15 protein-coding genes are annotated in these 12,102 nt (G+C 54.3%); 2 read left to right on the top strand and 13 right to left on the bottom strand.

Features of this window, described 5'->3' with window-relative positions; all coding sequences use genetic code 11:
* Positions 1-13: 13 nt before the first annotated feature.
* The 9 genes from ROA7450_RS04060 to ROA7450_RS04020 all read right to left on the bottom strand — a co-directional run bounded on the left by ROA7450_RS04060 (position 14) and on the right by ROA7450_RS04020 (position 8,006).
* Positions 14-400, bottom strand: a complete 387-nt coding sequence (locus tag ROA7450_RS04060) for an NADH:ubiquinone oxidoreductase subunit NDUFA12 (RefSeq protein ID WP_085804385.1) — start codon at positions 398-400, stop codon at positions 14-16.
* A gap of 121 nt (positions 401-521) precedes the next feature.
* Entirely contained in the window at positions 522-1,781 is a 1,260-nt protein-coding gene (gene clpX / locus ROA7450_RS04055) for an ATP-dependent Clp protease ATP-binding subunit ClpX (RefSeq protein ID WP_085804384.1), read from the bottom strand.
* 141 nt (positions 1,782-1,922) lie between these two features.
* Positions 1,923-2,552, bottom strand: a complete 630-nt coding sequence (locus ROA7450_RS04050) for an ATP-dependent Clp protease proteolytic subunit (protein ID WP_085804644.1) — start codon at positions 2,550-2,552, stop codon at positions 1,923-1,925.
* A gap of 112 nt (positions 2,553-2,664) precedes the next feature.
* Complete coding sequence (locus tag ROA7450_RS04045; protein WP_085804383.1) at positions 2,665-3,702, bottom strand: diguanylate cyclase domain-containing protein; 1,038 nt, start codon at positions 3,700-3,702, stop codon at positions 2,665-2,667.
* A complete protein-coding gene (locus tag ROA7450_RS04040; protein ID WP_085804382.1) occupies positions 3,699-4,298 on the bottom strand; it encodes a heme NO-binding domain-containing protein in 600 nt (199 codons plus the stop codon). Before ROA7450_RS04040 ends, ROA7450_RS04045 begins: the two co-directional genes overlap by 4 nt.
* Before the next feature lie 165 nt (positions 4,299-4,463).
* A complete protein-coding gene (locus tag ROA7450_RS04035; RefSeq protein WP_085804381.1) occupies positions 4,464-6,026 on the bottom strand; it encodes a trimethylamine methyltransferase family protein in 1,563 nt (520 codons plus the stop codon).
* Positions 6,027-6,108: 82 nt separating this feature from the next.
* Positions 6,109-7,002, bottom strand: coding sequence for a DMT family transporter (locus tag ROA7450_RS04030; protein ID WP_085804380.1), 894 nt, complete (start codon positions 7,000-7,002; stop codon positions 6,109-6,111).
* On the bottom strand, positions 6,999-7,694 hold the full coding sequence (locus ROA7450_RS04025) for an HAD family hydrolase (protein ID WP_085804379.1): 696 nt from the start codon (positions 7,692-7,694) through the stop codon (positions 6,999-7,001). The genes ROA7450_RS04030 and ROA7450_RS04025 overlap by 4 nt, the downstream gene beginning before the upstream one ends.
* Positions 7,695-7,721: 27 nt before the next feature.
* Complete coding sequence (locus ROA7450_RS04020) at positions 7,722-8,006, bottom strand: DUF3572 domain-containing protein (protein ID WP_085804378.1); 285 nt, start codon at positions 8,004-8,006, stop codon at positions 7,722-7,724.
* An 83-nt stretch (positions 8,007-8,089) separates the two neighbouring features.
* Here ROA7450_RS04020 and ROA7450_RS04015 point away from each other — a divergent pair, with 83 nt between their 5' ends.
* Positions 8,090-9,478 carry a diguanylate cyclase gene (locus ROA7450_RS04015; protein ID WP_159453994.1) on the top strand — a complete coding sequence of 463 codons (1,389 nt, stop codon included), beginning with the start codon at positions 8,090-8,092 and terminating at the stop codon, positions 9,476-9,478.
* Here the strand turns inward: ROA7450_RS04015 and ROA7450_RS04010 are convergent, their stop codons facing one another.
* The 4 genes from ROA7450_RS04010 to ROA7450_RS03995 all read right to left on the bottom strand — a co-directional run bounded on the left by ROA7450_RS04010 (position 9,479) and on the right by ROA7450_RS03995 (position 11,476).
* A complete protein-coding gene (locus tag ROA7450_RS04010; protein ID WP_159453993.1) occupies positions 9,479-9,961 on the bottom strand; it encodes a periplasmic heavy metal sensor in 483 nt (160 codons plus the stop codon). It lies immediately after the preceding gene.
* Positions 9,961-10,341: a hypothetical protein gene (locus tag ROA7450_RS04005; protein WP_085804375.1), complete on the bottom strand. Its 381-nt coding sequence runs from the start codon at positions 10,339-10,341 to the stop codon at positions 9,961-9,963. Before ROA7450_RS04005 ends, ROA7450_RS04010 begins: the two co-directional genes overlap by 1 nt.
* On the bottom strand, positions 10,325-10,858 hold the full coding sequence (locus ROA7450_RS04000; protein WP_085804643.1) for an RNA polymerase sigma factor: 534 nt from the start codon (positions 10,856-10,858) through the stop codon (positions 10,325-10,327). Before ROA7450_RS04000 ends, ROA7450_RS04005 begins: the two co-directional genes overlap by 17 nt.
* 135 nt (positions 10,859-10,993) lie before the next feature.
* A complete protein-coding gene (locus ROA7450_RS03995; RefSeq protein WP_085804642.1) occupies positions 10,994-11,476 on the bottom strand; it encodes an EF-hand domain-containing protein in 483 nt (160 codons plus the stop codon).
* A 211-nt stretch (positions 11,477-11,687) separates the two neighbouring features.
* Between ROA7450_RS03995 and ROA7450_RS03990 the strand changes: the two genes are divergently transcribed.
* Complete coding sequence (locus ROA7450_RS03990) at positions 11,688-12,080, top strand: DUF983 domain-containing protein (RefSeq protein ID WP_085804374.1); 393 nt, start codon at positions 11,688-11,690, stop codon at positions 12,078-12,080.
* The last annotated feature ends 22 nt before the right edge of the window (positions 12,081-12,102 follow it).

Below are 12,102 nucleotides of genomic sequence, written 5' to 3'. Positions count from 1 at the left end.
TCTGAGGGCCCGACTATTCCGGGCTCCATGCCTCATAATCACGCCGCTCAGCCGGGGCCGCGACACGTCGGATCGACCCAATTGGCGCATAGGCCAGTGCCGTTCCCGTCAGGTTTTCTTCGTGTGGTTTTTCCCACGTTTTATGGACAAGCGGCTTGTCGGTAGGAGGTTCCTTGAAGGTGTGATGCAACCAGCCGTGCCAATCAGGGCTGACGCGGCTGGCCTCGGCCTCGCCGTTAAAAATCACCCAGCGGCGCTTGTCATCACGGGTGCGGTAAAACACATTGCCCTGTTCGTCTTCGCCCACACGCTCGCCTTTGCGCCACGTGTATAGCTGCGTATTCAGGGTCTGGCCGTTCCACCATGTCACAGCACGTAGTAGCGTGTTGAGAATGCCCATCAATTCCTCCGACGATGCGTGTCACAGATATGGCGCAAATGTTCGGAAAGGTCCAGCGTTGCATCACACCGGGAAAGACAAACGCAGCCAGCCGCTTATGGACCCGCTGCGTTTTGAAGGATCAGGCGCTAGCGCCTTCTTTCTGCGCGTCGGCATAGATCATCAAAGGCGCGGCATCTGATGTCACCGCTTCCTCATTCACAACCACTTCGCTGACGTTTTCCATGCCCGGCAGGTCGAACATCGTATCCAGCAGAATGTCTTCGAGGATTGAGCGCAGGCCGCGAGCCCCGGTCTTACGCTCGATTGCACGTACGGCAATCGCCTTGAGTGCATCATCAGTGAACTTCAGCGCGGTATCTTCCAGCTCAAAGAGCCGCTGATATTGTTTGACCAAAGCATTTTTAGGCTCAGTCAGAATAGTGACCAGCGCGTCTTCATCCAGATCTTCGAGTGTCGCAATCACAGGCAAACGGCCCACGAATTCCGGGATCAAACCGAATTTCAGCAAATCCTCGGGCTCAAGATCTTGGAAGATCTCTCCGATGTTACGCTGATCGTTATCACGCACATCTGCGCCAAAGCCCATCGCACTGCCTTTGCCGCGCTGTGCGATGATTTTGTCCAGACCAGCAAAGGCCCCGCCGCAAATAAACAGAATGTTGGTGGTATCCACCTGCAGGAATTCTTGCTGCGGGTGCTTGCGCCCACCTTGGGGTGGTACGGCAGCAACTGTGCCTTCCATCAACTTCAGCAGAGCTTGTTGTACACCTTCGCCCGACACATCACGTGTGATCGAAGGGTTCTCTGACTTACGCGTGATTTTGTCGACTTCGTCGATATAGACGATACCGCGTTGCGCACGTTCAACATTATATTCGCTAGACTGCAACAGTTTCAGGATGATGTTTTCGACATCTTCGCCGACATAGCCCGCTTCGGTCAGCGTGGTCGCATCAGCCATGGTGAACGGCACATCCAGAATGCGCGCCAAGGTCTGTGCCAACAGGGTCTTGCCGCATCCGGTCGGACCAATCAGCATGATATTGGACTTTTGCAGTTCGATGTCGCTCTTGCCTGAGTGGTTCAGGCGTTTGTAGTGGTTGTGGACAGCCACAGACAACACGCGTTTCGCAACGGCTTGTCCGATGACATAGTCATCCAGAACATCACAAATCTCGCGTGGCGTCGGAACGCCATCACTGGCCTTCAAGCCGGCGCTTTTGGTTTCCTCGCGGATGATGTCCATGCACAGTTCGACACATTCATCGCAGATAAAGACAGTCGGGCCAGCAATCAGTTTGCGGACTTCATGCTGGCTCTTGCCGCAGAAGCTGCAATAAAGGGTGTTTTTGCTGTCGCCACCTGAATTATTCGCCATCTACTTTACCTTTCGGGCCGTTCGCACAATGCATAAATGAGTCTTCCGACCCAAACCTGTGGTCGTCTCAGCCAGCTTAAAACAGGTGCCGCGGCACCACAATCGCAAAATCACCGGCTGAAACGGTCTGCTTTCGCTCACTTAACTTTCGTCATCCGTCTTAGCCCGGTTTTCAACGATTTCATCGATCAAACCCCAGGCTTTTGCATCTTCTGCTGTCATAAAGTTGTCGCGCTCCAACGCTTCTTCAACCTTTTTCAGCGTCTGACCGGTGTGCTTCACGTAGATTTCATTCAACCGGCGCTTCAGCTTTAGTGTTTCTTCGGCGTGAATCATGATGTCGGTTGCCTGACCTTGGTAACCGCCCGAGGGCTGGTGCACCATGATTCGGCTGTTGGGAAGCGAGAAGCGCATGCCTGGCTCACCCGCGGTCAGCAACAGCGACCCCATGCTCGCTGCTTGGCCCACAACCAAGGTGGACACCTTCGGGCGGATGTATTGCATTGTGTCATAGATAGACAGACCGCTGGTAACCACGCCACCAGGGCTGTTGATGTACATACTGATTTCTTTTGACGGGTTTTCCGCCTCTAGGTGTAGCAGCTGTGCCACGATCAGGCTCGACATCCCGTCATGCACCGGGCCACTGAGGAAAATAATCCGCTCCTTCAGCAGGCGGGAAAAAATGTCATAAGCTCGTTCACCTCGGCTGGTTTGTTCAACCACCATGGGCACGAGGGTATTCATATACGTATCAATTGGGTCTCTCATCATCCGCCTGCCTGTCTAAATGTCACGATCTTTCCTGATCAGGTGCTAACGGAGTCTTAGTCACGCGCTCCGGGGGCCGCAAGGGGGCGGTCGCGATTAAGTGTTCGTGCCCCTAGGACACCGCCCGTTGATCATCGGCAGAGTGATCCGAAGTATCATCCAATCTCAGCGCAGTGCGATAGGTTACGTGGCATCCGCGCCCCTCGCGTTTCGCGCCATACAAGGCGACGTCGGCATCATCCATCATGCGGTCAATTTCAGGGCTATCGTAGTTCAGGCTCAAGACTGTTCCGATACTGGCCGAGACTTTGCACAGTTGGTTTTCGAAAGTGATCGGCCCTTCGATAGAGATGATCAGACGTGTCGCCAACCCATCCAACTGTGCAGCATCCTTAAGGCCGGGAAGGACTATTACAAATTCGTCCCCCCCCGTACGGACGATACTGTCTTGCGGGCGGGTCTCATGACACATGCGTTTGGCTACGACTTTCAGCACTTGATCCCCCGCCGCATGCCCCTGTACATCATTCACGGCTTTGAAGAAATCCAGATCCAGATGCATCAGGGCAAAATCCTGTTCGCGGTCGATCAAACGCTCCAATATAGGCTCCAATGCGCGACGGTTCTTCAGCCCCGTCAACGTATCGGTAAACGCCTGCTCTTCGGCCATCATCCGCGCCTCTTGCAGGCGCAAATTCATCTTCTTTGACGCTGACAACGCTGCCGATTGCGCCTCGGCCATATAGAGCAGTTCAATCGCCAGATCGGTGGGGGCAAAATCAGCGTTGGTCAGTTCATAGTCACAAACCGCCTCGACTACTGAAATCCCGAACGAGAGATTCAAAACTGCCCCGCCCCCATTCGGCAACGGCACCATTAGTCCCTTCAATTCCGTCCGATGCTCGTTGCGCACTTGCAGATGCAATTTCGTGCCAACTGCCTCAAGCAGGTCATCCAGAGTATAGATCTGCCCCGGGCGCTTGATTTCCAGCACCTCCAAAATCCGCCGATTGACGGCATCCTGTCCCGGGCACAGCTTATGAAAAGCCCTGCCAGCCTGCGTGATATGCCCGGATTTATTCACAACCACATGCAACGGACAAAAAGCATCCAACACGTCTACATTCAGATTGGCCCGATTAGATGTCATGATGAAGCCCTCACACCCAACTCAAATGATTTTCCTTCGGCAAAAGCCGCTTCCAACAAAGTGATATCGATCATTTCCGCCTCTCCGCTCTGACCACGGTGGTCTAAAAAAACCAATGCACCGTAGTCATCCGCCATCGCGCGCAACGCGCCCAACACCACATGTCCGAATGCAACCGCAACTCTGGGCAGGGGATAGACCATGAGACTAAAAGCCTGCGGCGCATGATCTCGCAGTTCCAGGCGGGGCAATATCAGATCCGGAACTGCCAATTTTGCGCGTGCAGGCAGATCGTCAAGCGAGTGCAGGAAATCCTCAAAATCGACCCCGCCAAAACGTAACAGCCGCCGTACGGCTCTGACCTTGGAGTGTGAAATCAAATACGTTCCAACATCCTCAAGCACATCATCAGGTGATTTATCCAATGCGTTTGATACCGCATCAATCACAGCGATGGTCACATCATCTTCATAAGTCAGCATCGCCTCGAACTCGGCAAAACCAGGATCGATCTGCCGCATCACCCCTTCCCACACTGTGTGACCGTAGGTGTCACAAACGAACCCTTGAATTGACTGGTTGATCAACCCGTGCATCGCAGCCTCCTTTACAGATGCCTGAGCGTGGCAAGCCCGGATTAACAAAGGTTCAACGTCTGTCAGTTGATCACTATAAATCTATCGAAAATCCTTACGATTCCTCGATCAAAGAAAAACCCGCCCCAAATGGGACGGGCTTCAAAACCAACATATGATGCTAAATCAGAAATCGGTGGGCGCGCCACCTTCGGCCTTGCGACGCTCAACAAAGGCTGACAGTTCTTCGCGAATCGCCACATCCATGGGCGGTGCCTCGAACTCGGCCAGAATATCCTGATAAGTCTGATGCGCGCGCTGTGCGGTCCAGACGCCGCCGGCAGCTTCCCAGGCTTCAAAGTTGCGCCAGTCACTCAAGTACGGCTGGTAGAAGGCGGTCTCGTACCGGTCCTGCGTGTGCTGGATGCCAAAGAAGTGGCCTTGATCACCCACCTCGCGAATCGCATCAATGGCGATCTCATCTGGGCCCGTCGCAGTCAGGGATGGATCCATATAGCGCTGAATTTGCTGCAGGATTTCGCAATCCATCACAAATTTCTCTGGGCTGGCAATCAACCCACCCTCAAGCCATCCCGCCGCGTGATAGACCACGTTTGCCCCCGCCTGCACCGCCGACCACAGGCTGTTCGAGGTTTCCCACATGGCCTGCCCGTCCGGCACGTTCGCGGCACAGACCCCACTGGCCCGCATCGGCAGCTTGTAGTACCGCGCCAACTGCCCGGTCATCTGCGTCGCGCGCATATACTCGGGCGTGCCGAATGCGGGCGCGCCTGATTTCATGTCCACGTTGCTGGTGAACGTTCCAATCGCACAGGCTGCGCCGGGGCGGATCAACTGCGCAAGAACAACGGCAACCAATCCTTCGGCCAGCGACTGCGCCACAGCGCCCGACATGGTCACCGGGGCCATTGCCCCCGCCAAGGTGAACGGCGTCACGATCAGGCCCTGATTGCGCCGCGCCAGGCGCATCCAGCCATCTAGCATCGGAAAGTCGTGTTTCAGCGGCGAGGTCGAGTTGATGTTGGTGTACATCCTTGGCGTGGCTTCAAATTCTTCGTCTGTCAAACCGCCCGCGATGCGCACCATTTCCATCACGTCTTCGACCCGCTCTTTACCCAGACAATAGGCGTGCGCCGCCTTGTCGGTCAGTGTCAGCTTGTCGAACAAAACGTCGAGGTGGCGAATGCTCGGATGAATGTCCTGTGGCTCTACCGGATAGCCGCCGACAAAGTGGATGCAGTTGAAATACTGGCTCAGCCTGAACAGGTTCTGGCACATTTCGCGATTGCCGGTCACCTTGCGGCCCAAGTTCATGTCCCAATAGCTGGGTGGCGATGACACATTGCCAAAGAGCAGATTGTTACCACCAACAGTGATTGTCCGATCCGCATTGCGCGGCGTGATCGTCCACTGCTCAGGCGCTTTCGCAATCATCTCCATCACAAAATCGCGGCCCATGCGAAGGTTTTCACCTTTGATGGTACAGCCACCCGAGGCGCGGAAAATCTCCAATGCTTCAGGGTTCAGGATCTCGATCCCGATCTCTTCAAGAATACGCATGGCCCCGTCATGCACAGCCATCACGCCTTCTTCGTAGAGCGGCTCAACTGGCCGGTCGATATTAACCGGCGGGTTCCATGGCATTTGCTCAATGGCCATCGCGCCGCGTCGCTCTGCGTTTCCGGCCCGGCCACCGCTGCGGCGTCTGCGTTTGCTGTCCTGAGGCATGCTGATCTCCTAGAGGCGTTTCAATTATGCAACCACCTTCAGTCCAAAAAGGTATGCCGGTTTGCGACAAACCTCGTCGTTTTTATTTCTCCACTTTGACCTGACGGCCATTCCGGCTGGTCAAGACGATGTAGATCGCAAGGCTCACCACCACGATCACGCCACCAATCACCATGCTAGCGTTCAGTGCCTCGCCCACACCCCACCAAACCCAAAGCGGGCCGAGCACCGTTTCCAACAGCATGATCAGGCTGACATTGGCCGCTGCCGTATAACGTGAGGCGAGGGATAGAGAGAAAAACGAAAACGGCAGCACAAACCCACCCGCGAGCATGATCGCCCAGACCGTGCCATCCGTCATCGCTTCAGGACCTGTCACCAGAACCCCGGTCAGGCCTGCCATCAGGGCGCCGACTCCAATGCACAGCAAAATAGGCAGATACGGATGTGCGCGAAGCACCACAAAGTTCATCGCCAAAACCGCCCCTACCCCAAGGCCGGCCAACGCCCCGGGGATGATTTTTGCGTCGAAGCTGACATGCGCTGCCTCACCGCCAAGCACCGCGATCATCACCCCGACCAACACAACGGCGATCGTAATCCAGGTCAATCGCCCGGCCTTCTCTCCCATCAGCACCCATGAAAACACTGCCGCAAACACTGGTACTGTCGCGACGCCAATCAGAACAATCGCCGCCGGGGCCCAGGACACGCCCAAGGCAAACAGCGAGGCATTGAAATACTGGCAAACGACAATCAATAGCCCGAACGGTGTCGCCATCCGCATGATATCCGCCCAGCGCCCACGGCTCAGGATGATCCAGCTAAGTAAAAAGATCAGCCCCATCAACCCGCCGCGCCAGCCAACCATCTGGTAGCCATCCATGCCTGACAGGCGCATCAACAACGCATCAGGCGTGAGCACCAAGGTGCCAATCAGTGCCAGCAAGATCCCAAAACTGGGGGATTGCGTCATGCAGCCAGCCAGCCGGGGATATGACCAATATTGGGGAATACAACGTCTGCGTAAGGGCTGAGCTCTTCCTCAAGTGCAACCCCGGTCAGAACAGCAACTGTCCTCATCCCCGCCGCACGTCCGGCAACCAGATCATGCGTGCTGTCGCCCACCATCAGGATGCGGTCAGGGGATAGCTCCATCTTGTTGGCGAAGGCAAGCAGCGGATCTGGGGAAGGCTTGGCACCATAACCAGAATCGTATCCGGCAACGAAATCGAACTGCTCAAAAACGCCGGCCTGCTTGAGTTGCGCATGCGCCACGGATTCGGCATCATTGGTCATGACACCAACCGCTAGACCGAGCCCTTTCAAAGCTTCAAGGAAGGCTGCTAGTGGAACAGCGGGCGCCAAGGGGGCGGTTTGCGCACTGATCGCCAGCTCTTGTTCTATGGCATCGACGGTGCGTTCAGATAAAACTTTCTGGACATGTTCAGCAATCTCCCTCACCGATGCTGCTATGATCGGACTGTCGGAGGTAAACAGATTACTGTTTAGGTCAAATCCCAACGTATGCGCCAAATCGGTGCAAAGTGCGGAATCGCCGCCCGACAAATCCTCAATAGTTTGCCTTGCCCACACCGCCCAAGTCGCTTGAAACTCGAACAGTGTACCGTCCTTGTCGAACAAGACCCCATCAACTTCTGTTAACATTTCTTTTCTCGCTCATTTCTGTGACCGTCAGGTCCAATTCACCTGCCCCCCACCGGGCAGCGCCGCGCGCGCGTGCATTGGCATGTCATTCGCCAAGCTATTCGCAGTACAAAAAGCCTCCACCCATGCATCATCCATCAACACAAAATCCAACACAGCACCAATAAATTCTGGGTTTTTCGCTCCTTCCCGCAGATCATCAACAGAAGCACCCGTTGTACCCATGAAGACTGGCAACAACTCTTCATCACCTGCCAACCACGCCAAACATTTCAGGCCGATCATCTCTGCTGCATCTTGAGAAAGGCTCATTTGTATTAATTCCCGGAAAGGTTTTCTTAACCAAATCTATGGATAGTCGAGCCATTGAAAAGAGCAAGACGAAAGGCCAGCGAATGCCCGGAAAAATTCTGATCGCAGATGGCTCAATCACTAGCAGAATTCTCCTCAAGGCCAAGCTGACAGCGGCGTATTATCAGGTGACCTTCGTGGATACGGCGGATGAACTGCTTGCACATGTGCAATTCCAGTCTCCTGATTTGCTCATTGTCGCCGAGCATTTGTTTCAAGAGGAGTTCTCGAAACGGCTTCGCAAATTAGTAACATATCAAAATCAACCCGTACTCGTTTTACAATCAAACTATAATAAGAAACAGCGGTTAGTAGCATTCCGCAACGGTGCGGATGACGTAATTTCCCATCCTGTGGATGAGCCTGTACTCCTTGCTCGCCTGCGCAACCACATGCGCGGACACATTGCAGAACTTGATTTACGCGACAGCATCCAAACAACCGATGGATTTGGCTTTTCAGAGATGTCATCGCAATTTGCGCTCCCGCTGAAAGTTGCTTTATTCACGCCTCATACGAACGCCCTTTCATCTCTTGATAACAAATTGGAAGATCTTGGCTGCTATACGATCTCGCGATATCACCCCGACTGCCTCACCTCACTTGCTGATGCTCCGCCACAAGCCGACATCTATCTATTTTCAATCGCAGCAAGTGACACACCCGAAGCGGATCTACTCCGATTGGCGAGGTTGAGCAGTGAACCAAGCACTAGATCCTGCCGTATCTTGGCATATCTGCATAAACCCAATCCAGCCGTGACCAGCTCATTACTGGATCTGGGTGCCAATGATGTCTTAGATGCCGATGCATCGCTGGAAGAATTGGCACATCGCTTGCATTCCCAAGCGCAAGACAAACATCGTATCGATGAAATGCGCGCAATGTTGCGAAAACGCCTCGACGCTGCGATGACAGATCCCCTGACCGGGCTTTACAATCGCCGCTACGCGGTGCCCTTCCTTCAACAACAAATAGAACGCGCTCGTTTAAGCGGTCAGCAATTCACTGTCATGTTGGCGGATCTGGATCACTTTAAATGCATCAATGATCAACATGGCCATGCCGCAGGGGATCAAGTTCTCACTCATGTTGCAGACAAGTTACGTGGTGCTTTGGATGCTCATGACATGATCGCCCGTATCGGTGGTGAGGAATTCTTGATCGTTCTACCAACGGCCACGCAAGACAAAGCCCGTAACATCGCCAACAGCCTGCGTCGACTAGTTCGCGAAATGCCTATCAGGCTATCCGATGAGATGTCGCCGATTCATATCACAATAAGTATCGGCGTCACCTTTGCCCCCCACGAAGACAACAAAACTAACCCTTGCACCGCAGATGCACTGTTGAAACACGCCGACAAAGCGCTCTATCGCGCGAAATCTTTGGGCCGCAACACAGTTACTCTTGATATGCGTTCCGCCGCCTGATCAGTCTTTGTGATATTTCTTGTGACGTTTCTGCAAACGTTCGGCAAAAGCCGAACGTTCTTCCGGCGACATTTCGACCAGCCGCTCAAGCAACACTTCTCGCCCCTGCAACAGCCGGCTTGAGACAACGTCATGCATCTGATCAAGATGCGTGCGGGCGGCCTCAACATCAAAGGGCTCGACATTCAAAACAGCAATCAGCTTGGCCTTTTCTTCCTTATACTGTCGAAAGCCAGCGCCGTTCTTCTCATAAGCTTCATGTAGTTTCTTGCGCACTTTCTTTTTGTCTTCAGGCGACAGAGCATGCGTCAACGGCCCACCCATCTTGCTAAAGCCCGCATGATGCTTGTGCCCTTTGCCATGTTTCAAGAAAGCGCTGCCCACAGCACCGACAAACAGCAGGTTGAGCGCCAATGATGCTACCAGCACACCCCGCATCCATCGGCGCCCACTGGGTTTTGGTGTTTTGGCATTATCCTGCATCATAGGTCTCCCGCCAGTTCAAACTCTGCCTGATAATACTGATCAACCACATCGATCACTGCCTCAGCCCCGACCAAGGCCTGCGTCACACCTTCAAGCCCCGCCGGGGCGCTCATCCCGATCCAAACTCCGGCCAGCGATGCTGTCGCCAGCCCGGTTATTGACGGCCATCCTCCTAGCGCCTGCGATACACGGGCGAACAGCCCCGCTCGCACAGGAGTCGCAACCAGACTCTGGGTAGCAAATTCCTGCTGCATCGTACCTGCATCCGCAAGGATTTTCGTAATCAAGTCATCCGGAGCTGCCGTGGTGTCCTGTCTTGCAGCAGCAAAGCACTCATCCAACCAGATATCTTTCGTGTCTTCAGTGTGCGTCGACATACCCTAGCTCCTCTCGTTTATCACTCAAACTTGCCGCCAACCTGCGACGTCCACGCGCGTTCAGACTTTCCACAGCCTCCACGCTGATCTCCATGATCTCGGCAATCTCCGGGTTGCTCAACCCTTCTATGTTGCGCAGAACAACCACCTGGCGTTGTCGCTCAGGCAAATCGCTTAAGGCCCGTTGTAAGGCCTGCGCCCTGATCCGATCCTGCATCTTCTCGACCGGACCGCTTGCCTCATCCACCGGCTCCTCTACCGCATCCAATGCGACTGGCCGTGCCTTGCGCAACCGATCTGTACATAGATTGGCCACGACACGGTACAGCCATGTGGTCACCTTCGCCTGATCCTGCTGCCAGTCCGGTGCAATCCGCCACAGACGCAACATCGCCTCTTGTGCCACATCTTCAGCCTCGGCCCGGTCACCCAGCAAGCGCAGCGCATGATTGAACACCCTTGGCGTCAAGCGAAGCGTCAAGACACGCGCCGCATCACGATCACCATTGGCGTACATGACCAGCAACGCGTCATCCGACAATTCTTCGATCGACGCCAATGAGAGATCCTTCGCCAAAACTTACCCTGCAACCATTGCTTTGTGGTGCATATAGGATGCGGGGCGCGCGGTCGCACCCCGCGCATAAAGATATTATTCCGAGTCGGCTTTGTCCTTCTTGTGACCCTTTTTGCCGTGGTGTTTCTTCATGGCCTCGAATTCTTCTGCGGAAATCGTGCCGTTTTCATCGGCGTCTACCTTGGCAAACATCTTCTCCAAACGACCATCACGTTTCGCAGTCATCTCTTCGGTGCTCAGCACACCATCACCGTTGGCGTCATGTTTTTCAATCATGTGGTCAGCGTATTTCTCAGCCTTCTTGGCTTTGCGCTCCTTGATCTTTTCGACCAACTCATCCCGGGTCAGGTTGCCATCACCATTGGCGTCTGCACCTTCAAAACGTTTTTGCATGTGGCCCGCCATTTCCTCGCGCGAGATCTGGCCGTCACCGTTGGCATCCAGTTCTTCGAAAGAATGATGTGGTCCGTGGCCTTTGCCGCTGCCAGCGACACCTTGTGTTACACCACCCAGAACAATTGCGATTGCCAGGCTGCTCATCAACATCGAGTTTTTCATTTTCAGTTCTCCGGACTTTACCATTTTTTGTTGTTTGAACGGTACCTCATCGCCCGTTCTTATTATTATACGGACCAGCAATCCCTTTCCGTCGCCAGTTTCGAAAGTTTTTGCAGAATTTTGCGACATCGGGACGCAACCCGGCATTCTACCTTTTATTTTAAGGGGGACTTCCCTTATTTTAGATCCATTCAAACTGTACGAGTCCACCATGACCGATATCACCAACGCACCGATTCATGAACGTGAACTGCGCCCGGCCCTGATCAAGGGCTGGCGGCGTAAATGCCCGAACTGCGGCAGCGGCCCGCTGTTCAATGGATATCTCAAGGTGCGTGATACCTGCACGGTCTGCCGCGAGGACCTGAGCCACCAACGCGCCGATGACGGACCTGCCTATCTGACAATTTTAATCGTGGGTCACCTGTTGGCTGTCGCCATCCACTTCGTGTTTGTGTATTTCCGCCCCAGCCCGATGACGATGGTAACGATATTCTCTATTGGCTGTGTCGCGCTCTCGCTATACCTTCTGCCCAGACTGAAGGGGATGGTTGTCGCGTTTCAGTGGGCGCGTCGCATGCACGGGTTCGCCGACAAACCCTAACCTCTTCGCAACAGGCAAGGGG

It is taken from the genome of Roseovarius albus (genome assembly GCF_900172335.1).
Taxonomy (GTDB): domain Bacteria; phylum Pseudomonadota; class Alphaproteobacteria; order Rhodobacterales; family Rhodobacteraceae; genus Roseovarius; species Roseovarius albus.
This window is presented reverse-complemented; position numbering and strand designations above follow the sequence as displayed.